This is a genomic window from Hydrogenophaga sp. OTU3427 (assembly GCF_038440225.1).
In the GTDB taxonomy this organism is placed as follows: domain Bacteria; phylum Pseudomonadota; class Gammaproteobacteria; order Burkholderiales; family Burkholderiaceae_C; genus Hydrogenophaga.
This window is the reverse complement of the sequence record NZ_JASATI010000002.1, coordinates 1-25,213: the sequence shown is the minus strand read 5'-3', so window position 1 is coordinate 25,213 and position 25,213 is coordinate 1. Positions and strand designations below refer to the sequence as shown.

The window sequence follows — 25,213 nt, the reverse complement described above, 5'->3', positions numbered from 1 at the left end:
TCCACATGCCCAACCGCACCGCCTTCTTCATCTCCGACGGCACCGGCATCACCGCCGAAACCTTTGGCAATGCCATCCTGGCCCAGTTCGAAGCCCAGCATCGGCGGGTGCGCCTGCCCTTCGTGGACAACGCCGACAAGGCCCACCAGGCGGTGCGCCAGATCAACCACGTGGCCCAGGTGGAAGGCAAACGCCCGCTGGTCTTCCTCACCGTGGTCAACATGGAAGTGCTGCAAGTGGTGAAAACGCACTGCAACGGCATGATCATGGACATGTTCGGCACCTTCGTGGAGCCGCTCGAAGCCGAGCTGGGCATCAAGAGCAACCACCGGGTCGGCCGTTTCTCCGACGCCTCCAAGAGCAAGGCCTACCACGACCGCATCGAGGCCATCAACTACTCGCTGGCCCACGACGACGGCCAGAGCCACGTCGACCTGGAGGGCTCGGACGTCATCCTGGTGGGCGTGAGCCGCAGCGGCAAAACGCCCACCAGCCTCTACCTGGCCATGCAATACGGCGTCAAGGCGTCCAACTACCCGCTGATCCCGGAGGACTTCGAGCGCCGCCAGCTGCCGCCGGCCCTGGTGCCGCACCGCAAGAAGCTGTTCGGCCTGACCATCAACCCCGAGCGCCTGAGCGAGATCCGCAACGAGCGGCGGCCCAACTCCAAGTACGCCAGTCTCGAGAACTGCCGCCACGAGGTCAACGAGGCCGAAAGCATGATGCGCCGCGCCGGCGTGCGCTGGCTGTCGACCACCACCAAGTCGATCGAGGAAATCGCCACCACCATCCTGCAGGAAGTGCGGCCAGAGCGGCTGGAATACTAAGAAGGTGTGAACGAATCCTTCATGCCCGCCTTGACCGCCAAAACCCACCCGCTCTGCGTTGCAAATGCGCGCCGTAGCCCGAGCTACGGCTGTGCTTTGCGCCTGGATCGGGCGGGTTTTGGCGGCCCTTTCGGGCACGCCCGATTCATTCACACCTTCTGAAGGCGCGGATGCACCGCACGATTTTCACGACGCCCGTCGTCAACACGCTGCTGCGTGTGTTGTCGGTCGGGGTCCTGCGGCTCGCCGGCTGGCGTGTCGAAGGCGCCCTGCCCACCCACGCCGGCAAGGCCGTGCTGATCGCCGCGCCCCACACCAGCAACTGGGACCTGCCCTACACCCTGATGGTGGCCTTTGCCCTGCGCCTGAACGTGTACTGGATGGGCAAGCAGAGCATCTTCCGCCCGCCGTTCCGGGGCCTGATGCGCTGGCTCGGCGGCATACCGGTCAACCGCGAACAGTCCACCAACCTGGTGGCGGCCTCGGTGGCGGCCCTGCGCGCGGCCGACGGCCCGCTGCAGCTCATCGTGCCGCCCGAGGGCACCCGCAGCCGCACCCGCTACTGGAAAACGGGCTTCTACCACATCGCCGTGGGCGCGCAGGTGCCCATCGTCATGGCCTACATGGACTACCACGACAAGCGCAGCGGCCTGGGCCCGGTGTTCGAGCCCAGCGGCGACGTGGCGGCCGACATGGCCGCGATCAAGGCCTTCTACGCCCCCTTCAAGGGCCGGAACGCGACGCAGTTCGAGGCCGAGTGAGCGCGCGTGCGGGGATCAACCCGCGCGCAGCGCCGCCTTCAGCCGCGCCCCCACCTCGGGCCGTTCGGCGAAGGGATCGGTCGGGTTGCGCTGGCCCACGATGTCGTCCAGGCGGGTCTTCACGTTGCCCAGCGCGTGCGGGTGGCTGAAGATGTAGAAGTGGTCGGCCTCCAGCGCGGCGAACACCTTGTTCGCCACGTCCACCGCCGTCACCTTGCCGCTGCCCACGGCCTTGCCAATCATGGCCTGGCCAATGAGCTGGCTCTGGGTCGGCTTGTCGGCCGGCATGTCCTGCGGGCGGTTGCGTTCGCTCTGGTGGATGCCGGTGGGCACGAAGTACGGGCACAACACGCTGGCGCCGATCTGGTCGGTGACCAGGCGCAGGTCCTGGTAGAGCGTTTCGCTCAGGCTCACCACCGCGTGTTTGCTCACGTTGTAGATGCCCATGTTGGGCGGCGCCAGCAGGCCGGCCATGCTGGCGGTGTTGACGATGTGGCCGCGCCAGGCGGGGTCGGCCTGGGCGGCGGCCAGCATCATGGGCGTGAACAGGCGCACGCCGTGGATCACGCCCCACAGGTTGACCCCCAGCACCCACTCCCAGTCCTTGACCGTGTTCTCCCACACCAGTCCGCCCGCGCCCACGCCGGCGTTGTTGAAGACGAAGTGCGGCGCGCCGAAACGGGCGAACACCGCCTGCGCCAGCGCCTCCATCGCTTCGGCGCTGGACACGTCCACCCGCTGCGCCAGCACCTGGGCGCCAGCGGCCTCCAGCTCGGCGCGGGCGCGGTCCAGCGCGTCCTGCTGCACGTCCAGCAGCGCCAGCCGCATGCCGCGGGCGGCGGCGATGCGCGCCACCTCCAGGCCAAAACCCGAACCGGCGCCGGTGATGACGGCCGTCTTGTCCTTGAACTCATTCAGCATGGGGTTCTCCGTGTGTCGCTGGACACAGCATCTCGATGTGCGGGATGCCGTCTTCGATGTAAGGCTCGCCGCTCTGGGCAAAGCCATGTTGTTCGTAAAAGGCCTGGAGGCGGGCCTGGGCGCCGATGCGTATGGGCACGCGGCCCCAGTGGCCGTACAGGGCCCGGCGGGCCTCGCGCATGAGTTCGTGGCCCAGGCCGCCGCCCCGCGCGTCGGGGGCGGTGACCACACGGCCAATGCTGGCCTCGGCGTACTTCACGCCCGGTCCGAAGCAGCGCGCCGCGGCCACCAGCCCGGTCGAACCGGCGCTGTCGCGCCAGCCCAGCAGGTGCCTGGCATCCTGATCGCTGTTGTCCAGGTCCAGAAAGAGACACTGCTGCTCGACCACGAACACCTCGCTGCGCAGGCGCAGCAGGGCGTAGAGCCCATGCACCTTGAGCGCGTCGAACGGCTGGAAGGTCCAGCGCAAGCTCATTTCACGGCACGCAGCACAAACCCGACGCGCGGGAAATGCACGTGCACGGTGCCGGCGCGTTCGTCGGTGCGGCGCAGGGTGAACTGGGTGCGGGTGGCCGAGATCAGCTCGCCCTCGGTCGGCTCGGGGCCGAAGCTCTCGGCGGTGATGCTCACGTGGCTGCCCAGCGCGATGCCGTGTTCGTCCTGGAAGTACTCGTCGTGCAGGGCGGCGGGCGTGCTGGCCCGGGCCAGCGCGATGGCGTCGGTCGATGACAGACGCTCGGACTGCCCATGGCCCAGCGCGGCCATGCGGTCCATCCACTCGAGCACCACCGGCGTGGCGTGGAAGATGTCGGCCATCACCGGCGTGCGCTCGCGGGTGAACCACAGCGGGTGGTAGACGGCGAAGTCGGCCACGCAGGGCGCGTCCCCGAGCAGGAAGGGGTTCTGGTCCAGCATGTGGGCGATGCGGCGCAGGTAGCTCTTGTAGGCCGCCGTGGCGTCGGCCGGACGCAGGCGGGTCATGCCCTGCGACATGGCGCCGCGGTCGGCGGCAAAGGCCTTGAGCGCCTCGGGCGGCATACCCTCGAACATGCTGGCCGCGCCCTTGGGTTGCAGGTTGTGGGCCATGGCGGCCCAGAACAGCGTGCTGTCGGCCCACTGCGCCACGATGCGCGCCAGGCCTTTTTCGGCCGCCGGGTAGAGCGAGGGCAAGGGCTGGCGGTGCTCCAGCACATCGCAGATCAGCGCGGTGTCGCAGTAGATGTCGGCGCCGACCTGCAGGAAGGGCGTGCGCCGGTAGCCGCCGGTCAGGGCCAGCACGTCCGGCTTGGGCATGACCATCGGGATGTGGACCGATTTCCAGGCCAGCTTCTTCGCCCCCAGGATCAGGCGCACCTTCTCCGAGAAGGGCGAGCTGGGATAGTGGTGCAGGATCAGGTCGGACATGGCGCGTCTCCTTGAGAATCGAGGTCAACAAGGCCGCATGCAACGCCGTGCCCCACCGGGGACACCGCCGGGCCGGCTTGGCCGGACGGCTGGTGTCGCCCCTTGAGGGGTGACGCGAAGCGGCGCGGGGTGGTCACAGTTTCACCAGCTGCTTGCCGAAGTTCTTGCCCTTGAGCAGCCCGAGGAAAGCCTCGGGCGCGCTTTCGATGCCCTGCGCCACGCTCTCGCGCGGACGCAGCTGGCCGCTGCCCACCAGCGCGCCCAGCTCCTTCAAGGCCTCGGGCCACACCTCCATGTGCTCGCTGACGATGAAGCCCTGGATCTTCATGCGGTTGACCAGGATCAGCGCCGGGTTCTGCAGTGGCAGCGGGGCGCCGTCGTAGCCGGCGATCATGCCGCACACGGCGATGCGCGCGAAGGCGTTGGCGCGCAGCAGCACGGCGTCCAGGATGTGGCCGCCGACGTTCTCGAAGTAGCCGTCGATGCCGTTCGGGCAGGCGGCCTTGAGTGCCTGGCTCATGGACTTGAGGTCGGGGTGCTGGCGGTGGTCGATGGCGGCGTCGAAACCCAGCTCATCGGTGAGGTAGCGGCACTTGTCCGGCCCGCCCGCGATGCCCACCACGCGGCAGCCACGCGCCTTGGCCAGGGCCCCGAAGGCGCTGCCCACGGCACCGCTGGCGGCGCTCACCACCAGGGTCTCGCCCACCTTGGGCTCGATGATCTTGACCAGGCCATACCAGGCCGTCACGCCCGGCATGCCGACCGCGCCCAGGTAGTGGCTCAGGGGCACGTGGGTGGTGTCGACCTTGCGCAGCGCGCCAGGCTCGCCGGCATCGACCACGCTGTACTGCTGCCAGCCGCCCATGCCCACCACCAGGTCGCCCGGCTGGTACTTGGGGTGGCGCGACTCGACCACCTCGCCGGCCGTGCCGCCGATCATGACTTCGCCCAGCGGCTGCGAGGCCGCGTAGCTCTTGCTGTCGTTCATGCGCCCGCGCATGTAGGGGTCCAGGCTCAGGTAGTGGTGGCGCACCAGCACCTGGCCATCGGCCAGGGCCGGCGTGTCGGTGGTGACGGTCTTGAAGTTGCTGGCCGTGGCCTCGCCGGTGGGGCGGTTGTCGAGCAGGATCTGGGTGTTCTGGGGCATGTCGGTCTCCTTGGAAGGTGAGGAATCAGTCGGTGGGCACCTGGGCCGCGGGCGCGGCCGATGCGCCCCAGCCCGGCACGTACTTGAAGGTGCCGGTGGCGTGCGAGCAGGCCACGCCGTCGGCGTCGAAAATGGTGGCCTCGGTGAAGGCCATGCTCTTGGTGCGGTGGATCAGTCGGCCCTCGGCGCGCAGCGGCGCCTTGGCCGCCCGCATGAAGCTGGTCTTCATCTCGATGGTGATGGCGCCCAGGCCTTCGGTGGCGCTGCGGGCGGCCGCGGCCATCGTCACGTCGTGCAGGGTCATGAGCACCCCGCCGTGCACCACCGCGAAGGCGTTGAGGTGTTCGGGCCGGGGCGCCAGGGTGATTTCGGAGCGGCCGCCGCCGAACACCTGCAGCTCGCAGCCCAGCAGTTCGATGAAGGGAATGGACGTGCCAAAGGGAATCGCCACCGTCAGCCCCCCACCACGGCCGAGGCGCCGCCGTCCACCGCCAGGTGCTGGCCGGTGATGTGCTTGCCGGCGTCGCTGGCCAGCAGCAGGGTCAGGCCCTTGAGGCCCTCGTCGTCGCCCAGGCGGCCCAGCGGCGTGCCGTGCAGGATCTTCTGGCCCATCACCTCCAGCAGGCCGGCGCTCATCTTGCTCGGGAAGAAACCCGGGCAGATGGCGTTGACGCGCAGCCCCTGCGGGCCCCACTCGGCCGCCAGCGCGCGGGTGAAATTGATCACCGCCGCCTTGGAGGTGTTGTAGGCGATGGTCTTCATCTCGATCGGGTTGCCGCCCAGCCCGGCCACGCTGGCCAGGTTGATGATGCTGCCGCTGCGGCGCGCCAGCATGCTGCGCTTGGCCACCGCCTGGCTCAGCAGGAAGTAGCCGCGGATGTTGAGGTTCATCACCTTGTCCCAGGCCTCGATCGGGTAGTCCTCGGCCGGCGCGCCCCAGGTGGCGCCGGCGTTGTTGATGAGGATGTCGATGTCGCCCATGCGCTCCAGGGTGTCGCCCACCAGGCGCTGGATGTCGGCCTCCTTGGCGCAATCGGCCGCCACCCAGCGGGCGTCGATGCCCTGGTCTTGCAGCGTGGCCACGGCCTCTTCCAGATCGGCCGCCTTGCGCGAACTGAGCATGATGCGGGCGCCAGCCTCGCCCAGCGCCTGGGCCATCTGTAGGCCCAGGCCCCGCGAGCCCCCGGTGACGAGGGCGGTCTTGCCCTGGAGGTCGAACAACTGTTGTACGGTGCGTGCCATGTGTGTCCTCGTGCGGGGGGTCAGATCTCGTAGTCCATGCAGTGGCGTCCTTGCACCACCTCGCTCATGAAGGGCTTGATGGCCGCGTGCTCGGGGTGCTTCTGGTAGGCCTCCAGCGCGGCGCGGTCGGCGAAGGCGCTGTTGAGCATGAGGTCGCCGTTGAAGGTCAGGCCGGCCTGGGGCGTGGCCACCTCGAACTGCAGGATGCCGGGCGTGAGGCCGGCAAAGCTCAACAGCGCGGCCTGGGCGCGCGCGACGTTGGCGGCCTTGTCGGCACCGCCCGCCTGGTCCTTGAACGACCAGATCACGATATGTCTCAGCATCAGAAAGCCTCCTCGGGCAGTTCGGCACAGGTGGGGTCGCGGCCCTCGACCACAGGCAACCAGCCAGCGATCTTGGGCAGCTCGTAATGGAAAAAATAACGCGTGGCCGCGATCCGGCCGACGGTGGCGGCTTGCGCCTGCCCGGCATCGTGCGCCAGCGCGCTCAAGGCCACGTCCAGCCAGATCCAGGCCAGCACGGTGTGGCCAAAGGCCTGCATGTAGGGCACGGCATTGGCAAGGGCCTCGGCCGGATTGCCGTTGGCCCAGGCGGCCCGGGTGGCCGCGCCCACGCGCTGCAGCGCCGCGGCCAGGGCGTTGGCGTGGGCCGCCAGCGCGGGTTGCTGGAGGGCGCGCGACACCGTGTCGTTGATGCGTCCGGCCAGCAGTTGCAGGCCCCGCCCCTCCTCCATCAGCACCTTGCGGCCCAGCAGGTCGGTGGCCTGGATGCCGTGGGTGCCTTCGTGGATCATGTTGAGGCGGTTGTCGCGCCAGTACTGCTCGACCGGGAAGTCGCGCGTGTAGCCGTAGCCACCGTGCACCTGGATGGCCAGGCTGTTGGCCTCCAGGCACCATTCGCTGGGCCAGCTCTTGGCGATGGGCGTGAGCACCTCCAGCAGCAGGCGGGCGTCGTCGGCGGCCTCGGGCGTGCCGGTGTGCTGTTCGTCCACCAGGCGGGCGCAGTAGAGCTCCAACGCGAGCGCGCCTTCGCAGTAGGCCTTCTGCGCCAGCAGCATGCGCTTGACGTCGGCGTGTTCGATGATGCGGACCTGTGGCTGGGCCGGGTCCTTGCCGGCGGGTCCCACCGCCCTGCCCTGTGGCCGCTGTTTGGCGTAGTCGAGGCTGGCGTGGTAGCCGGCCAGGCCGAGCATGGTGGCGGCCATGCCCACGCCGATGCGGGCTTCGTTCATCATGTGGAACATGCACTGCAGGCCCCGTCCGGGCTGGCCCACCAGGTAGCCCACGGCACCGGCCTGGCCGCGCACCGGGTATTTGCCCTCCCCGAAGTTGAGCAAGGTGTTGGTGGTGCCGCGCCAGCCACACTTGTGGTTGAGGCCGGCCAGGGCGACGTCGTTGCGCTCGCCGGTGAGCCGGCCTTCGGTGTCCACCAGCTGCTTGGGCACGATGAACAGCGAGATGCCGCGCGTGCCGGCAATGAGCTTGCCGTTTTCGTCGGGGATCTTGGCCAGCACCAGGTGGACGATGTTCTCGGTCAGCTCGTGTTCGCCGGCCGATATCCACATCTTGTTGCCAGTGAGACGGTAACGCGGCCCCAGCGGGTCGGCCTCGAAGCCCTCGCCATCCGGCACGGCACGTGTCACCACGTCGCTCAAGGACGAGCCGGCCTGCGGCTCGGAAAGGCACATGGTGCCCGACCAGCGGCCCGAGAACTCGTTGAGCGCGAACACCTGCTTCTGCAAGGCCGTGCCGTGCTTCATCAGCAGGTTGGCGTTGCCGGTGGTCAGCATCCCGGAGCCGATGCTGACCGAGGCCATGGCAAAAAAGGCGTTGCCCGAGGCCTCCACCGTGTAGGGCAGCTGCATGCCGCCTATATCGTGGTCCTGAGCGGCGCTGAGCATGCCACTGTCGGCGTAGGCCTTGTGCGCGTCGTGGGTGGCCTGCGGCAAGATGACCCGTTCGCCGTCGAAATGGGGCTCCTGGGTGTCCACCAGGCGGTTGAACGGCGCGTACTTCTCACGCGCGATGCGCTCGCAGGTATCGAGCACGGCATCGAAAGTCTCGCGGCTGTGGTCGGCGAAACGTTCGCGCGACGGCAGCGACTCGACACCGAGCCACTGGTAGAGCAAAAAATCAAGGGTGGGACGCAGACTCATGGGGCTCCTCGACCAGGGAGCGCCAACTGTAATGCGCTCAGGCGCGCGGGCTTGACCCCTGCATGACAGCCGGTGACGATTTCAGGGTTTCCACGGGGCGTTCGCCGAATCGGCGCTGGTACTGCGCCGCGAAGTGACCCATGTGCAGGAAACCGTGGTCTTCCGCCACCCGTGTCACCGATGCCCCGGCCGATGCCTGGCTGGCGGCACGGCGCAGCGCCTCGCGCACCTTGTCCAGGCGCAGGTTGCGCCAATAGACCATGGGCGACTCACCGGTGTGGTCCACGAAGGCCTGCTGCAGGCTGCGCGCGCTGACGTGCAGGTGATCGCACAGGTCGGCCAGCGTCAGCGGCCGTTGCACGTTGGCCTGCATGAAGTCCTGCGCCCGGCGCACCACACGCGGCAGCAGCGGGCGGCGGCCGTCGCCACGCAATGCCTCGCTGTAGTTGTGCGGCGCCTGCAGCAGCAGCATGCTGAGCAGGTAGGCCTCGGCCTGCTGCGCCAGCAAGGAACCGGCGAATCCGGCGTCCACCTCCAGGGTGTCGGCCAAATAGCGCACAAAGCCGGCCAGCGGCGCCAGCGCCGGCGTGTCCATGGCCAGGCCCAGCCCGAACACCAGCGGCCGGTGCACCGCCGTCTGCGCCAGTTGCTCCACCTGCCGCACCACCGCGCCCTGTGACAGGCGCAGGATCAGGTGCGGGCTGTCGTCGGCCCAGCGCATCTTGAGGTGCTCGGTGGGCGACGGCAGGGAGGCCATGCCTTGCCCCACGGTGGCCCGCTGGCTCCCGCAAGACACCTCGGCGCTCCCCCGCAAGGGCATCTGCAGCAAGTAGAAACTGCCGAGCTGCCCGGGTTCGATGTCGACCGCCGGGCCGTACTGCACGTAGTTGAGGCTGACATCGCGAAACACCGGCGCGCTGTGGTGGCGCGCGTCCAGCGACCGCCGGGCGCCGCAGGGGTTGAGCACATGCGGGCAGAACACGCGCGCCACCGCCTCGCGGGCCTGATCGACATCCCGGGTGTGAAACAGCGCGTGGCTGGCCAGCGGGTAACGGTGGGGCGACAACATGGCGCAGAAATTAGCAAATCCCACGCCCGGCCGCCACGGGATTTGCCCGCAAGCCGGGGCGCTGGACAGCCCCGGCCGACGAATCTCTCGCTTTTGGGACTGCGGCTGCGCAAACGGGATGCCGACGGCCACGGCGCCTTCCTACATTGGCCCCAGGCGCCGCGTCCGGCGCTTTTCAAGACCAGGAGACCCCGTCATGCCCCCCGCCCACTTTCTTGGATTGTCCGGAAAAACCGCCATCGTCACCGGCGGCGCCACCCTGATCGGCGCCGCCGTGGTGCAGGCCCTGCACGCCCAGGGCGTGCGCGTCACGCTCGCCGACATCGACAGCACCGGCGGCCAGGCCGTGGCCGACGGCTGCGGCGACGGCGTGTGGTTCCGCGCCACCGACATCACCGACGACGCCCAGGTGCAGGCCTGCGCCGATGAGACCGCCGCGCGCTTCGGCGGCGTGGATTTCCTGGTCAACCTGGCCTGCTCGTATGTGGACGACGGCCTGGCCTCGGGCCGCACCGACTGGCACAAGGCCCTGGACGTGAACGTGGCCAGCGCCGTCATGATGCTCAAGGCGGTGCTGCCCCACATGCGGCGAGCCGGCGGCGGCGCGGTAGTGAACTTCACCAGCATCTCTTCCGGCGTGGCCCAGACCGGCCGCTGGCTCTACCCGGTCAGCAAGGCCGCGCTGGTGCAGCTCACGCGCAACATGGCCATGGACCTGGCGCCTGAGCACATCCGGGTCAACAGCGTGTCGCCGGGCTGGACCTGGTCGGCCATCATGAACCAGCTGACCCACGGCGACCGCGCCAAGACCGACGCCGTCGCCGCACCCTTCCACCTGCTCAGGCGCGTCGGCGACCCCGCCGAAGTGGCCCAGGTGGTGCTGTTCCTCTGCTCCGGCCACGCCAGCTTCGTCACCGGCGCCGACTACGCGGTCGACGGTGGCTACTCGGCCATGGGCCCCGAATCCCATGAACCGGCCATCCCCAAGCTGATGGCCTGAACCCGATTTCCACCCCCACCCAAGGAGACCTCACCATGCGCAACATCATGATCGTCGGCGCCGGCCAGGCCGGACTGCAGCTGGGCATCGGCCTGCTCCAGCGCGGCTACCGCGTCAGCATCACCAGCAACCGCACCCCCGAGGACCTGCGCGCCGGCAAGGTGCTGTCCAGCCAGTGCATGTTCCACGACAGCCTGCAGCTCGAACGCGACCGCGGACTGAACATCTGGGAAGCCGATTGCCCACCGGTCGAGGGCATCTCGTTCACCGTGCCCCACCCCGAACTGCCGGGCGAAAAGGCCCTGGCCTGGAGCCACCGGCTGGACCACAAGGCGCAGTCGGTGGACCAGCGGGTGAAGGTGCCGGGCTGGATGGCCGAGTTCAGCCGCCTGGGCGGCGAGCTGCTGATGCACGAGGCCAACATCGACGACCTCGAACGATGGACCCAGAGCCACGACCTGGTGATCGTGGCCGCCGGCAAGGGCGCCATCGCGCAGATGTTCGAGCGCGACACCAGCCGCAGCCCCCACGACAAGCCGCAGCGCGCCCTGGCGCTGACCTACGTGCACGGCATGGCGCCACGCGCCGAGCACTCGGCGGTCAACTTCAACCTCATCCCAGGCATCGGCGAGTACTTCGTGTTCCCGGCGCTGACCGTCAGCGGGCCCTGCGAGATCATGGTGTTTGAGGGTGTGCCCGGCGGCCCCATGGACTGCTGGGCCGACGTGGCCACGCCGGCCCAGCACCTGGCTCGCTCCAAGGAGATCCTTGACCGTTACCTGCCCTGGGAAGCGGCGCGCTGCGCTCAGGTGGAACTGACCGACGCCAACGGCATCCTGGCCGGGCGTTTTGTCCCCACGGTCCGCAAGCCCGTGGGCCAGTTGCCCAGCGGCCGGGTGGTGCTGGGCATGGCCGACGCCGTGCTGCTCAACGACCCCATCACCGGCCAGGGCTCCAACAACGCCGCCAAGTTCGCCCACGCGGTCGAGCTGGCCATCGTGGCACACGGCGACCAACCCTTCGACGCCGGCTTCATGTCGCAGACCTTCGAGGCCTTCTGGACCGGCTATGGCCGCTTCGCCACCGAATGGACCAACGCCATGCTGTCACCGCCGCCACCGCACGTGCTCAAGCTGCTGGGTGCGGCCGGCGGCGAACCCCGCGTGGCGCGGCGCATCGTCAACGGCTTCAACAACCCGACCGACTTCGTGAACTTCTTCATGACGCCGGACAAGGTGGATGCCTTCCTCGACGCGGTGCCCGCATGACCGCCGCGGATCTGGGCACCCTGCCCCCCTTGCAGGCCCTGCGACACAGTGCCAGCCTGCCGCTGTCCGACTTCCGCCTGGCCATGCGCCGCCTGACCGGCGCGGTCACCCTGGTGGCCACCCACGACGGCCAGACCCTGGCGGGCCTCACCGCCACCGCCGTCACCTCGTTTTCGGCCGAACCGGCTCGACTGCTCGCCTGCGTCAACCTCAAGGGCTCGACCTTCCGCGCCATCGCGGAAAGCCGACGGATGAGCGTGAACCTGTTGGCCTACCGCCACCTCGACCTGGCGCAACAGTTCGGCGGCGCGCCTTCTCCATCGCAGCAGCGCTTTGAGCCGGGCCGTTGGGGAACGCTGGCCACCGGCGCGCCGGTGCTGCTGGATGCGCTGGCCGTGTTCGACTGCGTCGTCGACGAAATGATGGTGGCCCACAGCCACGCCGCCATGATCGGCGAGATCAAGGCGGTGCTGCTGAGCCCCCGCAACGAAGCGCCGCTGCTCTACGCAGACGGTCAATACACCACCCTGGCCGACATTGGAGAAACCGCATGACACCCGCCACCGACACCATCCACATCGATGCCCGTGATGGCAGCGGCCGCTTCGCCGCCTACCTGGCCCTGCCCCCATCGGGGCGTGGACCCGGCCTCGTGCTGGCGCAGGAGATATTCGGCGTCAACGCCACCATGCGCCAGGTGGCCGACCAATACGCCGCAGAAGGTTATGTGGTGCTGGTGCCCGACCTGTTCTGGCGCCAGCAGCCCGGCATCGAACTGGGCTACACCGAGGCCGACTTCCAGCGCGCCTTCGGCCTCTACCAGGGCTTTGACGAGGCCCGAGGTGTCGAGGACATCCAGACCTGCCTGGACGCCCTGCGCCAGCGACCGGAGTGTGATGGACAAGCCGGCGTGCTGGGATTCTGCCTGGGCGGCAAGCTGGCCTACCTGGCGGCCTGCCGCACCAACGCCGACGTGGCCGTGGGCTACTACGGCGTGGGCATTGAAAAGGCGCTGGACGAAGCCCGCGAACGAAAAAGCCGGCTGGTCCTGCACATCGCCGAGAACGACGCCTTCTGCCCGCCCGAGGCACGCGCTGCCATCGTGGCGGCCCTGTCCGGCCGCGCGCAGACCGAGCTGTATGTGTACCCCGGCGTGGACCACGCGTTCGCACGCCTGGGCGGCGATCACTTTCACAAACCGTCGGCGCTCATGGCGCACGAGCGCAGCATCGCGGCCCTCAAAACCGTGATGGGCCCGCACCCCGATTTCTCGGCCTTGTGGGACACCCACTGTGAACATGAGTTCGCCACCCGCGACGTGGCCGCCACCATGGCCACCATGGTGGAGCAGCCTTATGTGAACCACATTCCCACCATGACCGGCGGCGTGGGCCACACCATGCTGTCGCGCTTCTACCAGCACCACTTCGTCAACAGCAACCCGCCCGATACCCGCCTGGTGCCGATTTCGCGCACCATCGGCGCGACCCAGATCGTCGACGAGCTGCTGTTCTGCTTCACCCACACCTGCGAGATCGACTGGATGCTGCCTGGCATCGCACCCACCGGCAAACGGGTCGAAATCCCGCTGGTGGCCATCGTCAAGTTCCGGGGCGACAAGCTCTACCACGAGCACATCTACTGGGACCAGGCCAGCGTGCTGGTGCAGATCGGCAAGCTGGACCCGGCCGGCCTGCCGGTGGCCGGCGGGGAGACGGCGCGCAAGCTGCTGGACGAACACCTGCCCTCCAACACCTTGATGGCGAACTGGGCCCGGTCGGCGCCCTGAGAACGTGTTTACGACCTACATGGAGTCGCGTTGGAACGCAAACACGTTCTGATCCAGTTCAGCGGGCGGTCTTGTCCGGCAGTGCCGCGATGGTCCCCTGGGCCACGGCGCAAAGCTTTTCCACGCCGTCCTTGAGCACGAACACGTCGCACCGGCACACCGCCTGCGATGTGCCGGTGTGCACCGCTTCGGCGCGTGCGATCAGGCGCTCGCCGATGGCCGGGCGCAGGTAGTTGATCTTGAACTCCGAGGTCACCACCGGCACCCGCAGGGCGGTCCCGCCAGCGTAGGTCAGCGCGTTGTCGGCGGCGTAGCTGAGCACGCCGCCGTGGACAAAACCGTGCTGCTGCTTGACCGATTCGCCGACCGGCACGTGCAGCTCGCAGCGCCCTGGCGAGAGCGCCACCAGCTCGGCACCGATGAGCCTGGAAAAGGGTTGCGAGGCCAGGACCTCGCGTCCCATGGCCAGGAACACCTCGGGGCTGACGGTGACCGGATCGCCCATGCTCAGAGCACCTCGAACACGCCGGCCGCGCCCATGCCTCCACCGATGCACATCGTCACGCAAACGCGTTTGGCGCCTCGGCGCTTGCCCTCGATCAGCGCGTGGCCCGTCAGGCGCTGGCCCGACACACCGTAAGGGTGGCCCACGGCGATGGCACCGCCGTTGACGTTGAGGCGATCGGCCGGGATGCCCAGCTTGTCGCGGCAGTAGATCACCTGCACGGCGAAGGCTTCGTTGAGTTCCCACAGGTCGATGTCGTTGACCGTGAGGCCCAGCTTCTTCAGGACCTTGGGCACGGCGAACACCGGGCCGATGCCCATCTCGTCGGGCTCGCAGCCGGCCACCGCGAAGCCGAGGAAACGACCCAGGGGTTTCAGGCCACGCTGGCTGACCAGCTTTTCGTCCATCAGCACGCAAGCGCCGCCGCCGTCCGAGAACTGGCTGGCATTGCCGGCCGACACCAGGCCTCCCGGCAGCGCCGAGCGCAGGCCATGGATGCCCTCGAAGGTGGTGCCGGCACGGATGCCTTCGTCGTTCTCGACCGTGACCTGCCTGGTGGTCAGGCCCATCACCTTGTCGACCACGCCAGCGGTCACGGTGATGGGTGCGATCTCGTCCTTGAACAGACCGGCTTCCAGCGCGGCCGTGGCCTTTTGCTGGCTGGCCGCGCCGTACTCGTCCATCGCGTCGCGTCCGATGTGGTAACGCTGGGCCACCTGCTCGGCGGTCTGCAGCATGTTCCAGTAGATCTCGGGCTTCTTCTTGTTCAGCGCCAGATCGCGCAGCATGTGCTGGTTCATCTCCTGCTGCACGCAGGAAATGCTCTCCACGCCACCGGCCACGAAGACGTCGCCTTCGCCAGCGACGATGCGCTGCGCGGCCAGGGCAATGGTCTGCAGGCCCGAGGAGCAGAAGCGGTTGACGGTCATGCCCGAAACGGTGATGGGGCAGTCGGCCATCAGCGCGATCTGGCGCGCCACGTTGGCGCCGGTGGCGCCTTCGGGCGTGGCGCAGCCCATGATCACGTCCTCCACCTCGGCGGCATCGATGCCGGCGCGGGCAATGGCGTGCCGGACCGCGTGGCCACCCAGCGTGGCGCCATGGGTCATGTTGAAGGCCCCCTTCCAGCTCTTGGCCAAGGGGGTGCGGGCGGTCGATACGATCAGTGCGGAAGTCATGGCGATGTCCTTGTCTCTGGTGTGCTGTGCATCAATTGAAGGTCTTGCCTTCGGCGGCCAGGCGGGCCAGCAGCGGGGCCGGTTGCCAGAACTTGGCATCGTCCAGCGGGTTCTGCGCAAAACGCTTCATGGCCTGCACGACGTTGAACAGGCCGACCTCGTCGGCGTATTTCAGCGGGCCGCCACGGTGCACCGGGAAGCCGTAGCCAAAGATGTAGACCACATCGATGTCGCTGGCCTTGTTGGCGATACCCTCTTCCAGGATGTGCGCGGCTTCGTTGACCAGCGAGAACACCAGGCGCTGCACGATTTCCTCGTCGGAGATCTTGCGCGGCGTGATGCCCAGCGACGCACGGTGCTCCTCGATCATCTTGACGACCTCGGCGTTGGGGATGGCGTCGCGTTTGCCGGGCACGTAGTCGTACCAGCCGGCACCGGTCTTCTGGCCAAAGCGGCCCTTCTCGCACAGCAGGTCGGCGGTCTTGCTGTACTTCATGTCAGGCTTTTCGGTGTAGCGGCGCTTGCGGATGGCCCAGCCGATGTCGTTGCCGGCCAGGTCGCCCATGCGGAACGGGCCCATGGCGAAGCCGAACTTCTCGATCGCCTTGTCCACCTGTTCGGGTGTGCAGCCTTCGTCAAGCAGGAAACCGCCCTGTCGGCCGTACTGCTCGATCATGCGGTTGCCGATGAAGCCGTCGCACACGCCCGACACCACGGCCGTCTTCTTGATCTTCTTGGCCACCGACATCACGGTCGCCATCACGTCCTTGGCGGTGGCGTCGCCACGCACCACTTCGAGCAGCTTCATGACGTTGGCCGGGCTGAAGAAGTGCAGGCCCACCACGTCCTGCGGGCGCAGGGTGAAGTGAGCAATTTTGTTGACGTCCAGCGTCGAGGTGTTGGAGGCCAGGATGGCGCCGGGCTTCATCACGCGGTCGAGTTCCTTGAACACCTTTTCCTTGACGCCGATCTCCTCGAACACAGCCTCGATCACCAGGTCGGCCGCGCCGATCTCGTCGTAGCTCAGCGTGGTGCTGAGCAAGGCCATGCGCTGCTCGTACTTGTCCTGCTTGAGTTTGCCCTTCTTGACCTGGGCCTCGTAGTTCTTGCGGATGGTGGCGATGCCGCGGTCCAGCGCCTCCTGCTTCATTTCCAGGATCTTGACCGGGATGCCGGCGTTGAGGAAATTCATGCTGATGCCGCCGCCCATGGTGCCGGCGCCGATGACGGCGACCGAGGCGATGTTGCGCTTGGGCGTGTCTTCCGGCACGTCGGGGATCTTGCTGGCGGCGCGTTCGGCGGTGAACAGGTGGCGCAGCGCGCGGCACTCGGACGTCCACATCAGGTTGATGAAGATTTCGCGCTCGAAGGCCATGCCTTCGTCGAACTTTTTCTTGGTGGCGGCTTCCACGGCGTCCACACACTTGGCGGGCGCGGGGAAATGCTTGCTCATGCCCTTGACCATGTTGCGCGCGAACTGGAAGTAGGCGTCGCCCTGGGGGTGTTTGGCGGGCAGGTCGCGCACGCGGGGCAAGGGGCGGGCATCGGCCACGCTGCGGGCAAAGGCCAGGGCCTCGTCCATCAACGCCTCCGGCGAGGCGGCCAGCTTGTCGAACAGCTTCTGGCCCGGCACGCCGGCCAGCATCTCGCTGTTGACGGCCTCGCCGCTGACGATCATGTTGAGTGCGGCCTCCACGCCCAGCACACGCGGCAGGCGCTGGGTGCCACCGGCGCCGGGGATCAGGCCCAGCTTGACCTCGGGCAGGGCCACCTTGCAGCCGGGCGCGGCCACACGGTAGTGGCAACCCAGTGACAGCTCCAGGCCGCCACCCATGCAGACCGAGTGCACCGCCGCCACGATGGGCTTGCTGCAGTTCTCCAGCGCCAGGATCACGCTCAGCAGGTTGGGGTCCTGCAGCGCCTTCGGGCTGCCGAACTCACGGATGTCGGCCCCCCCCGAGAAGGCCTTGCCGGCGCCGGTCAACACGATGGCGCGGACGGCCGCGTCGGACTGCGCCTGCTCCAGCGCGGCCACGATGCCCTGGCGCGTGCTCAGGCCCAGGCCGTTGACGGGTGGGTTGTCCAGCGTGATGACGGCCACGTCGCCGTGGGTCTGGTAATGCGCGGTCATGAGGTCTCCTTGGGTTGACGGTGAATGACGGAAAAAAAGAACGATCGTTCGTTTTTTCTGGATTGTAGGGAATTTGGGAAACGTTCCAAGGCGGGGGTGTCGCCAGTTTGTCTGTGGTAAGGCCTTTGGCGGCGTCAGCGCTTGGGCATGTTGCAGCGCGAAGGCTGCGCCAGGGTGGCCCCCGTCAGGTGTTGCAGCGGCACGAAGGTGTGGCGCGTGCCTTCGGCGCCCAGCGGGTAACGCGTGTCCACCGGCGACCAGCGCGAGACGAACAGTCCCTGCAACAGCTGGTGGTCGTCTGCGCGCAGGGTGGCGTGCCCCCCCAGGACGGCGATGCCCAGGCCTTCCATTGCCTCGGCCACGCGCCGGGTGTCGGTGCTGCCGGCACGGGCCATGGCCTCGCCCAGCAGCGTGATGCCGGTGTGGGTGGCAAAAACGACAAAGTCCTCCTGGTGGCGGCGGCGGAACTCGGCGGCCAGCCGACCCAGCTCGCCCGGCGGGTTGCTGTGGTGGTAGGCCACCTGGTAGACCGGGAACAGCGTGTGGCCCTTGGCCAGCGCGGAGGGCGCGCCGCTGAGCGCGGCGTAGTATGTGAACAGCGGCAGTCGCATCTGCGCGGTCTGCATCATCTCGATGAAGGCGGTCAGGTCTTCGCCCCAGTTGCCGGTCACCACGGCCTGCGCGCCCGACTGGTGGATGCGCTGGATCTGGGGCTGGAAATCGCGCATCTGGAACGGCGGGTGCAGCTCGTCGCCCACGATCTGCAACTCGGGCAGGCGCTCGGCCACCGCCTCCCTGAAGTGGCGCGCCACCTGCTGGCCGTGGGCGTAGTCCTGGTTGAGCAGGTAGACCTTGCGCAGCTCGGGCTGGCCGGCGAGGAAATCGACCAGCGCGCGCACCTTCATGGCGGTGTCTGCCTCGACCCGGAAATGCCAGTAGCTGCAACGTTCACCGGTCAGGGCGGGGTCGGTGGCGGCGTAGTTGAGGTAGAGCACCGGGCGGTCGGGGCGGCGTGCGTTGTGGCGGGCGATGGCGTCGGCCAGCACGTGCGCCACCCCCGAGCCGTTGCCCTGCACGACGTAGCGGAAACCCTGGTCGATGGCGGCCTTGAGCGCGTTCAGGCTTTCCTGCGGCGAACCCTTGTTGTCAAACGGGGCGATCACAAAACGCACGCCGGCCGGGTTGCCGGCGCCGCCCTTTCGCTCGGCCACAAACTGCCAGCTGCGCAGGCTGTTGCGGCCGATGTCGGCCACCGGGCCGGTCAAGGGGTCGATGAAAGCGATGCGCACGGTCTCGCCAGCCTGCGCGAACACCCCTGCGGCCGACACGGCCAGGCCGGCCACCAGCAGCCACCGCACCCAGGCGAGCCAACGCATGGTGGTGGCCGCGTCAGACGCCCGGCAGGCGGTAGCCCTTGAGTTGCGCGCGCAGCGTCATCTTCTGCATCTTGCCGGTGGCGCCCAGCGGAATCGCCTCGACAAACACGACATCGTCCGGCACCTGCCATTTGGCGATCTTGCCCTCGTAGAAGGCCAGCAGCGCTTCGCGGGTGAGTTCGGCGCCGGGCTTCTTCACCACCACCACGATGGGGCGTTCGTCCCACTTCGGGTGGGGCATGCCGACGCAGGCGGCCATGGCCACGGCCGGGTGGGCCATGGCGATGTTCTCGACGTCGATGGAACTGATCCATTCACCGCCGGACTTGATCACGTCCTTGCTGCGGTCGGTGATCTGCATGAAGCCGTCGGCGTCGATGGTAGCCACGTCGCCGGTGGGGAACCAGCCCTTGCCGGCGGCGTCGTAGCTCAGCGGGTCGCCGCCCTCGCCCTTGAAGTAGCTGGCGATGATCCAGGGCCCGCGCACCAGCAGGTCGCCATAGGCCTTGCCGTCCCAGGGCAGTTCCTCGCCCAGTTCGTTGACGATCTTCATGTCGACACCGAACACGGCGCGGCCCTGCTTGAGGCGCACCTTCATCTGCTCCTCGGGCGGCAGCGCGAGCTGCGCGTTCTTCAGGGTGCAGACCGTGCCCAGCGGCGACATCTCGGTCATGCCCCAGGCATGCAGCACATCGACGCCGTACTGGTCGTTGAAGGCGTTGATCATGGCCGGCGGGCAGGCCGAGCCACCGATCACGGTGCGCTTGACGGTGCTGAAGCGCAGCCCGTTGGCCTGCATGTGGGCCAGCAGCATCTGCCAGACCGTGGGCACACCCGCCGCCATGGTGACCTTCTCGGCCTCCAGCAGCTCGTAGATCGACTTGCCGTCCATCGCCGGGCCGGGAAACACCAGCTTGCAGCCGGTGGCGGCGGCCGAATACGGGATGCCCCAGGCGTTGACGTGGAACATGGGCACCACCGGCAGCACGCTGTCGCGCGAGCTCAGGCACATGGAATCGGGCAGCGCCGCGCCAAAGGCGTGCAGCAGCGTGGAGCGGTGCGAATACAGCGCCGCCTTGGGGTTGCCCGTGGTGCCGCTGGTGTAGCACATGCTCGACGCGCTGTTCTCGTCCAGCTCGGGCCAGGTGTAGGTGTCGTCGTGCGCGCCCACCCAGGCTTCGTAGCTGGTCAGACCGGGAATGCCGCTGTCGGCCGGCAGCCTGTCGGCGTCGCACAGCGCGATCCAGTGCCTGACCCCGGCACATTTGCCCGCCACCGCCTGCACCAGCGGCAGGAAGCTCATGTCGAAGCACACGGCGCGGTCGTCGGCGTGGTTGATGATCCAGGCCAGTTGGTCAGGGTGCAGGCGCGGGTTGAGGGTGTGCAGCACGCGGCCGCTGCCGCTGACACCGAAATACAGCTCCAGGTGGCGGTAGCCGTTCCAGGCCAGGGTGGCGACGCGGTCACCGGCCGCCAGATGCAGGCCGTCCAGCGCGTTGGCGATCTGGCGCGCGCGGCGCGACACCTGGCCCCAGGTGGTGCGGTGGATGTCGCCCTCCACCCGGCGCGAGACGATTTCACCCGACGCGTGGTGGCGTTCGGCGTGCACGATGAGGGACGAAATCAGCAGCGCCTGGCTTTGCATCTGACCCAGCATGGGAATCTCCTTCGTTGGTTTTGTGGGCCGCATCATGCCTCAACTGCGGCCCGGTTTTGAGCGCCGCCGGGCGCATGTCCCGCCATGGGACAGGTTCAAGTCAAGCGCGCGACAATCACCTCATGACGCTTGCCACCCCGCTTGACGCGCCGACCCGCTGGGCCTCGCGCTTCGCCGCCCTCGGCCCCGCCTTTGGCACCGCCCTGCCGCCCACCCCCCTGCCCGCCCCGTACTGGGTCGGCCGCAACCCGGCCTTGGCGCAAGGGCTGGGCCTGAACCCGGACTGGATGGATTCGGACGAGGCCTTGTCGGTCTTCACCGGCAACCACGTGCCCGACGGCGCCCGGCCCATGGCCAGCGTCTACAGCGGCCACCAGTTCGGCGTCTGGGCCGGCCAGTTGGGCGACGGACGGGCCTTGTTGCTGGGCGAATGGGACACGCCGCTGGGGCCGCAGGAGGTGCAGCTCAAGGGCGCCGGGCGCACGCCCTACTCCCGCATGGGCGACGGCCGAGCGGTGCTGCGCAGCTCCATCCGCGAATTCCTCTGCAGCGAGGCCATGCACGCCCTGGGCGTGCCGACCACGCGGGCGCTGTGCGTGACCGGCTCCGACGCGCCGGTGCGCCGCGAAACCATGGAAACCGCCGCCGTGGTGACCCGTGTGGCCCCCAGTTTCATCCGTTTCGGCCATTTCGAGCATTTCAGCCACCACGACCAGCATGCCGAGCTGCGCCGCCTGGCCGATTTTGTGATCGAACACTTCTACCCCGAGTGCGCGCAGGCCCAGGGCAACCCCTACGCGGCCTTGCTGCAGGCGGTGAGCGAGCGCACGGCGGTGCTGCTGTCGCACTGGCAGGCGGTGGGCTTTTGCCACGGGGTGATGAACACCGACAACATGAGCATCCTGGGCCTGACCATCGACTACGGCCCCTTTCAGTTCCTCGACGCCTACGTGCCCGGCCACATCTGCAACCACTCCGACAGCAGTGGCCGCTACGCCTACAGCCGCCAGCCCAACATCGCCTACTGGAACCTGTTCTGCCTGGGGCAGGCCCTCCTGCCACTGATGGACGAGCAGCAGCAGGCGCTGGATGCGCTCGAGTCCTACAAGGCGGTGTATCCCGAGCAGCTGTTTGCCCGCCTGGGCGCCAAGCTGGGCCTGGCCGAGGTGACCCCGGGCGATCGCGAGCTGTGCGAAAACCTGCTGCGCCTGCTGGCCCAGGACAAGGTGGACCACACCCACTTCTGGCGCCGGCTCTCGCACGCGGTCGCCCGGGGCGATTTCGAGCCGGTGCGCGACCTGTTCCTGGACCGCCCCGCGCTGGACACCTGGCTGGCGGGCTACCGCGAGCGGATCGGAGGACAATCGGCGGAACCGACAGGCACGCGCATGCTCCAAACCAATCCCAAGTTCGTGTTGCGCAACCACCTGGGCGAACTGGCCATACGGGCGGCGCAGGCCAAGGATTTTTCCGCCGTCTCGACCCTGTTCACCTTGATCAGCCAACCGTTCGACGAGCATCCCGGCCACGAGGAACAGGCCGGTTTTCCACCGGACTGGGCCAGCCAGATCGAGATCAGCTGCTCTTCCTGACCCATTGAGAGGCCCGCCATGACCGCCAAGATCCACAGAACCGACGACGAGTGGCGCGAACTGCTGCGCAAGAAGGGCGCCGAACCCCTGGCCTTCGAGGTCACGCGCCACGCCGCCACCGAGCGCGCCTTCACCGGCAAGTACGAACACGTCTGGGCCGACGGCAGCTACCACTGCATCTGCTGCGGCGCCAAGCTGTTCGAGGCCGACGCCAAGTTCGACTCGGGCTGCGGCTGGCCCAGCTTCAGCGAGGCCCTGCCCGGCGCCATCACCGAAAAGGTGGACCGCAGCCACGGCATGATGCGGGTGGAAACCGTCTGCAGCCAGTGCGACGCCCACCTGGGCCACGTGTTCGAGGACGGCCCGGCCCCCACCGGCCTGCGCTACTGCATGAACTCGGCCTCGCTCGAACACAAGCCCAAATAGGCCGCCCTCGGCCCGACCCGATAATCCCGCCATGCGCCTGCTGATCGACTTTTTTCCCATCGCCCTCTTCTTCGGCGCCTACAAGTTCTACGACATCTACGTTGCCACCGGGGTGCTGATGGCCGCCACCCTGGTGCAGACCGGCCTGATCTACGCCATCGACCGCCGGCTGCAGACCATGCACAAGGTCACGCTGGTGCTGGTGGTCGTCTTCGGCATGCTGACCCTGCTGCTGCACGACGAGCGCTTCATCAAGTGGAAACCCACCGTGCTCTACGGCAGCATGGCCCTGGTGCTGGGTGCGGCCCTGTGGGGCTGGGGCAAGAATTTCCTGCAGATGCTGCTGGGCAGCCAGCTGCAGCTGCCGGCGGCGGTGTGGTCGCGCCTGACGGTGATCTGGATCGGCTATTTCGTCTTCATGGCCGCCATCAACGCCTACGTGGCCGCCTACTACTCCACCGAGGACTGGGTCAACTTCAAGCTCTGGGGCTATGTCTTCCCGGTCATCTTCATCGTTGGCCAGGGTCTGTACATCGCGCGCTACCTGAGCGCGCAGGACAACAACCCCGACACCACGCCCGAACCACCCCATGAGTGACCCGATGACCATCCCCGTGGCCTGCACCGCCGAGGCCATCGAGGCCCACCTGCGCCGCACGCTGTCGCCCACCGCACTGGAGGTGATCGACGAAAGCGCCGCCCACCTGGGCCATGCCGGCAGCAACGGCACCGGCTTCGGCACCCATTTCCGGGTGCGCATCGCGGCCCCCGGCTTTACCGGGCGTACACGCGTGGCCAGCCACCGCCTTGTGTATGATGCGCTGCGACCGTTTCTGGACGCCGGGCTGCATGCCCTGGCCATCGAGATTCAGCCCTCTTCCGCCGCCAGCGCCTGAGCCAGCGACGGATGTCCCAACTCAACGATCCGCTTTGACCCACGGCCCGATCAGCGGGCCTTTTTCCGGAAACCCCTGACCATGAAACCCATGCTCCGCACCCTGGCTGCAGGCGCCGTGTTGGCCCTCGCCGCACCCGCTTTCGCGCAAAACGTCGCCATCGTCAACGGCAAGCCCGTGCCCAGCGCACGGGTGGACGCGCTGCTGGAGCAGGTCACCCGCTCCGGCCGCCCGGTGGACGATGCGCTCAAGGCGCAGGTGAAGGACGAAATCATCGCCCGCGAGGTGTTCTCGCAGGAAGCCGAGAAGCGTGGCATCAAGGCCAGCAAGGAATACAAGGCCCAGGTCGAACTGGCCGCGCAGACCATCCTGATCCGCGAGCTGTTCGCCGACTACCAGAAGAAGAACCCCGTCACCGACGCCGAGATCAAGGCCGAGTACGACAAGTTCGCCGCCGCCAACGCCGGCCAGGAATACCGCGCCCGCCACATCCTGGTGGAAAAGGAAGACGAGGCCAAGGCCATCATCGCTTCGCTGCAAAAGGGCGGCAACTTCGAAGAAATCGCCAAGAAGCAGTCCAAGGACCCGGGATCGGGCGCCAACGGTGGCGACCTCGACTGGGCCAACGCCTCCAGCTACGTGCCCGAGTTCTCGGACGCCATGACCAAGCTCAAGAAGGGCGAGCTGACGGCAGCGCCGGTCAAGAGCCAGTTCGGCTTCCACATCATCCGCCTGGACGACGTGCGCCAGGCCCAGCTGCCGCCCCTGGAAGAACTGCGCCCGCAAATTTCCCAGCAGATGGCCCAGCAGCGCCTGGCCAGCTTCCAGGAAGAGCTGCGCAAGAAGGCCAAGATCAAGTAAGGGCACCTGGCGCGCGCCGCGCCTGCTACGCACCCAGCGCACCCCTCCCGGGTGCGTTTTTTTTCGCCCAACGGTCCGGCAAATGCCGCCCACCGCTCGAGAAAGGTCAATTGTTATTTACGATTGACACTTGAGACATCAACACGGACACAACCACACACCATGAACCTTTCCCAATTCCGCATCACCACCAAGCTGGTCGCTGCCTTCGTGGTCGTGGCGCTGATCGGCGCCGCGCTGGGGCTGTTTGCCACCGGCAGCATGGGCAAACTCAACGATGCCGACACCGATCTGTATGAAAGAGAAACCGTGGGCCTGTCACTGGTCAAGGAAGCCAACCTGCAGCGCTATGCGGGCGTGGTTGCCCTGCGCGACGCGCTGATCGCCACCAACCTGGGCGAACGCAAGGCCGCTCTCCAACGCATCGAGGCCGGCCGCGCCAAGAGCCTGGAGCTGCTCGCCAAGGCCAAGGCCAATGTGCATGACAGCCAGTCGCTGGCCGCTTTTGGCAAGGTCGAGGAGACCTGGAAAGCCGATCAGCAGGCGCTGGAAGGCGTGCTCAAGCTGCTGGCGCAGTCCGAAATGCAGCCGGACCTGCCGGTGCTGCAGTACCTGCGCGAGAGCGTGGTGCAGCCCAGCATCCAGGCCGGGGCGGCGATGAGCGAGCTGTCCCAACGCTTCGAAGCCAACGCCAAGCGGGTGGCGGACGACAACACGGTGCTGTACGAGAACAGCCGCAACATCACGCTGCTGCTGATCGCGGTGAGTGTGGTGGTGGGCATCGGCCTGGGCGTCGTGATCAGCCGCAGCGTGACGCGCCCGCTGGCCCAGGCGGTGGACGGCGCCACCCGCATGAGCAAGGGCGACATGTCCATGCCCCTCTCCGCTCAGGGCCGGGACGAAGTGGCCCAGCTGATGCAGGCGCTGGAACACATGCGCGGCCAGTTCGCGACCATCGTCAGCCGCATCCGCCAAGGCTCCGAATCGGTGTCCACCGCCAGCAGCGAG

General features: G+C 67.8%; 26 protein-coding genes. 12 read left to right on the top strand and 14 right to left on the bottom strand.

Going from position 1 to position 25,213, the window contains the following annotated elements:
• The first annotated feature begins 5 nt into the window (after window positions 1-5).
• Window positions 6-827 (top strand): posphoenolpyruvate synthetase regulatory kinase/phosphorylase PpsR, encoded by an 822-nt coding sequence (gene ppsR / locus AAHB17_RS01300; RefSeq protein ID WP_342128613.1) that lies wholly within the window; start codon window positions 6-8, stop codon window positions 825-827.
• Between the two features lie 170 nt (window positions 828-997).
• Complete coding sequence (locus tag AAHB17_RS01295) at window positions 998-1,588, top strand: lysophospholipid acyltransferase family protein (protein WP_342128612.1); 591 nt, start codon at window positions 998-1,000, stop codon at window positions 1,586-1,588.
• 15 nt (window positions 1,589-1,603) lie between these two features.
• Here AAHB17_RS01295 and AAHB17_RS01290 read toward each other — a convergent pair whose 3' ends face one another.
• The 9 genes from AAHB17_RS01290 to AAHB17_RS01250 all read right to left on the bottom strand — a co-directional run bounded on the left by AAHB17_RS01290 (window position 1,604) and on the right by AAHB17_RS01250 (window position 9,526).
• Window positions 1,604-2,509 (bottom strand): SDR family oxidoreductase, encoded by a 906-nt coding sequence (locus AAHB17_RS01290; protein ID WP_342128611.1) that lies wholly within the window; start codon window positions 2,507-2,509, stop codon window positions 1,604-1,606.
• On the bottom strand, window positions 2,499-2,984 hold the full coding sequence (locus tag AAHB17_RS01285) for a GNAT family N-acetyltransferase (protein WP_342128610.1): 486 nt from the start codon (window positions 2,982-2,984) through the stop codon (window positions 2,499-2,501). The genes AAHB17_RS01290 and AAHB17_RS01285 overlap by 11 nt, the downstream gene beginning before the upstream one ends.
• The gene (locus tag AAHB17_RS01280; RefSeq protein WP_342128609.1) at window positions 2,981-3,913 is read right to left on the bottom strand and encodes a glutathione S-transferase family protein; all 933 of its coding nucleotides are present in this window, start codon (window positions 3,911-3,913) and stop codon (window positions 2,981-2,983) included. Before AAHB17_RS01280 ends, AAHB17_RS01285 begins: the two co-directional genes overlap by 4 nt.
• Window positions 3,914-4,046: 133 nt before the next feature.
• On the bottom strand, window positions 4,047-5,060 hold the full coding sequence (locus tag AAHB17_RS01275; RefSeq protein WP_342128608.1) for an NADP-dependent oxidoreductase: 1,014 nt from the start codon (window positions 5,058-5,060) through the stop codon (window positions 4,047-4,049).
• 25 nt (window positions 5,061-5,085) lie between these two features.
• Window positions 5,086-5,505 (bottom strand): PaaI family thioesterase, encoded by a 420-nt coding sequence (locus tag AAHB17_RS01270; protein WP_446719545.1) that lies wholly within the window; start codon window positions 5,503-5,505, stop codon window positions 5,086-5,088.
• Between the two features lie 8 nt (window positions 5,506-5,513).
• Entirely contained in the window at window positions 5,514-6,302 is a 789-nt protein-coding gene (locus AAHB17_RS01265; protein WP_342128606.1) for an SDR family oxidoreductase, read from the bottom strand.
• Between the two features lie 20 nt (window positions 6,303-6,322).
• On the bottom strand, window positions 6,323-6,625 hold the full coding sequence (locus AAHB17_RS01260; protein WP_342128605.1) for a Dabb family protein: 303 nt from the start codon (window positions 6,623-6,625) through the stop codon (window positions 6,323-6,325).
• Window positions 6,625-8,457, bottom strand: a complete 1,833-nt coding sequence (locus AAHB17_RS01255; RefSeq protein ID WP_342128604.1) for an acyl-CoA dehydrogenase — start codon at window positions 8,455-8,457, stop codon at window positions 6,625-6,627. Before AAHB17_RS01255 ends, AAHB17_RS01260 begins: the two co-directional genes overlap by 1 nt.
• Window positions 8,458-8,494: 37 nt before the next feature.
• Window positions 8,495-9,526 (bottom strand): AraC-like ligand-binding domain-containing protein, encoded by a 1,032-nt coding sequence (locus tag AAHB17_RS01250; RefSeq protein ID WP_342128603.1) that lies wholly within the window; start codon window positions 9,524-9,526, stop codon window positions 8,495-8,497.
• A gap of 196 nt (window positions 9,527-9,722) precedes the next feature.
• Here AAHB17_RS01250 and AAHB17_RS01245 point away from each other — a divergent pair, with 196 nt between their 5' ends.
• From AAHB17_RS01245 to AAHB17_RS01230, 4 genes are read left to right on the top strand one after another with little or no spacing between them, the layout of a single operon-like run.
• Entirely contained in the window at window positions 9,723-10,526 is an 804-nt protein-coding gene (locus AAHB17_RS01245; RefSeq protein ID WP_342128602.1) for an SDR family oxidoreductase, read from the top strand.
• A 35-nt stretch (window positions 10,527-10,561) separates the two neighbouring features.
• Window positions 10,562-11,794: a styrene monooxygenase/indole monooxygenase family protein gene (locus AAHB17_RS01240; protein ID WP_342128601.1), complete on the top strand. Its 1,233-nt coding sequence runs from the start codon at window positions 10,562-10,564 to the stop codon at window positions 11,792-11,794.
• A complete protein-coding gene (locus tag AAHB17_RS01235; protein ID WP_342128600.1) occupies window positions 11,791-12,348 on the top strand; it encodes a flavin reductase family protein in 558 nt (185 codons plus the stop codon). Before AAHB17_RS01240 ends, AAHB17_RS01235 begins: the two co-directional genes overlap by 4 nt.
• Window positions 12,345-13,583, top strand: coding sequence for a dienelactone hydrolase family protein (locus tag AAHB17_RS01230; protein ID WP_342128599.1), 1,239 nt, complete (start codon window positions 12,345-12,347; stop codon window positions 13,581-13,583). The genes AAHB17_RS01235 and AAHB17_RS01230 overlap by 4 nt, the downstream gene beginning before the upstream one ends.
• A 58-nt stretch (window positions 13,584-13,641) precedes the next feature.
• Here the strand turns inward: AAHB17_RS01230 and AAHB17_RS01225 are convergent, their stop codons facing one another.
• From AAHB17_RS01225 to AAHB17_RS01205, 5 genes are all read right to left on the bottom strand, one after another.
• Window positions 13,642-14,088: a PaaI family thioesterase gene (locus AAHB17_RS01225; protein ID WP_342128598.1), complete on the bottom strand. Its 447-nt coding sequence runs from the start codon at window positions 14,086-14,088 to the stop codon at window positions 13,642-13,644.
• 2 nt (window positions 14,089-14,090) lie between these two features.
• The gene (locus tag AAHB17_RS01220) at window positions 14,091-15,266 is read right to left on the bottom strand and encodes an acetyl-CoA C-acyltransferase (RefSeq protein WP_342128597.1); all 1,176 of its coding nucleotides are present in this window, start codon (window positions 15,264-15,266) and stop codon (window positions 14,091-14,093) included.
• A gap of 31 nt (window positions 15,267-15,297) precedes the next feature.
• Window positions 15,298-17,397, bottom strand: coding sequence for a 3-hydroxyacyl-CoA dehydrogenase NAD-binding domain-containing protein (locus AAHB17_RS01215; protein ID WP_342128596.1), 2,100 nt, complete (start codon window positions 17,395-17,397; stop codon window positions 15,298-15,300).
• A gap of 134 nt (window positions 17,398-17,531) precedes the next feature.
• The gene (locus AAHB17_RS01210) at window positions 17,532-18,773 is read right to left on the bottom strand and encodes a branched-chain amino acid ABC transporter substrate-binding protein (protein WP_342128595.1); all 1,242 of its coding nucleotides are present in this window, start codon (window positions 18,771-18,773) and stop codon (window positions 17,532-17,534) included.
• 13 nt (window positions 18,774-18,786) lie between these two features.
• Window positions 18,787-20,430: a 3-(methylthio)propionyl-CoA ligase gene (locus tag AAHB17_RS01205; protein ID WP_342128594.1), complete on the bottom strand. Its 1,644-nt coding sequence runs from the start codon at window positions 20,428-20,430 to the stop codon at window positions 18,787-18,789.
• A 122-nt stretch (window positions 20,431-20,552) separates the two neighbouring features.
• On the opposite strand from AAHB17_RS01205, the gene AAHB17_RS01200 reads away from it, so the two are divergent.
• The 6 genes from AAHB17_RS01200 to AAHB17_RS01175 form a co-directional block, all read left to right on the top strand.
• Window positions 20,553-22,022 carry a protein adenylyltransferase SelO gene (locus AAHB17_RS01200; protein WP_342128593.1) on the top strand — a complete coding sequence of 490 codons (1,470 nt, stop codon included), beginning with the start codon at window positions 20,553-20,555 and terminating at the stop codon, window positions 22,020-22,022.
• Window positions 22,023-22,040: 18 nt separating this feature from the next.
• Window positions 22,041-22,448 (top strand): peptide-methionine (R)-S-oxide reductase MsrB, encoded by a 408-nt coding sequence (gene msrB, locus AAHB17_RS01195; RefSeq protein WP_342128591.1) that lies wholly within the window; start codon window positions 22,041-22,043, stop codon window positions 22,446-22,448.
• 31 nt (window positions 22,449-22,479) lie between these two features.
• Window positions 22,480-23,046, top strand: a complete 567-nt coding sequence (locus AAHB17_RS01190; protein WP_342128590.1) for a septation protein A — start codon at window positions 22,480-22,482, stop codon at window positions 23,044-23,046.
• 4 nt (window positions 23,047-23,050) lie between these two features.
• Complete coding sequence (locus tag AAHB17_RS01185) at window positions 23,051-23,344, top strand: BolA family protein (protein WP_446719541.1); 294 nt, start codon at window positions 23,051-23,053, stop codon at window positions 23,342-23,344.
• 81 nt (window positions 23,345-23,425) lie between these two features.
• The gene (locus AAHB17_RS01180) at window positions 23,426-24,205 is read left to right on the top strand and encodes a peptidylprolyl isomerase (protein ID WP_342128588.1); all 780 of its coding nucleotides are present in this window, start codon (window positions 23,426-23,428) and stop codon (window positions 24,203-24,205) included.
• A 162-nt stretch (window positions 24,206-24,367) separates the two neighbouring features.
• On the top strand, window positions 24,368-25,213 hold an 846-nt coding region (locus AAHB17_RS01175), incomplete at its 3' end, for an MCP four helix bundle domain-containing protein (protein ID WP_342128586.1).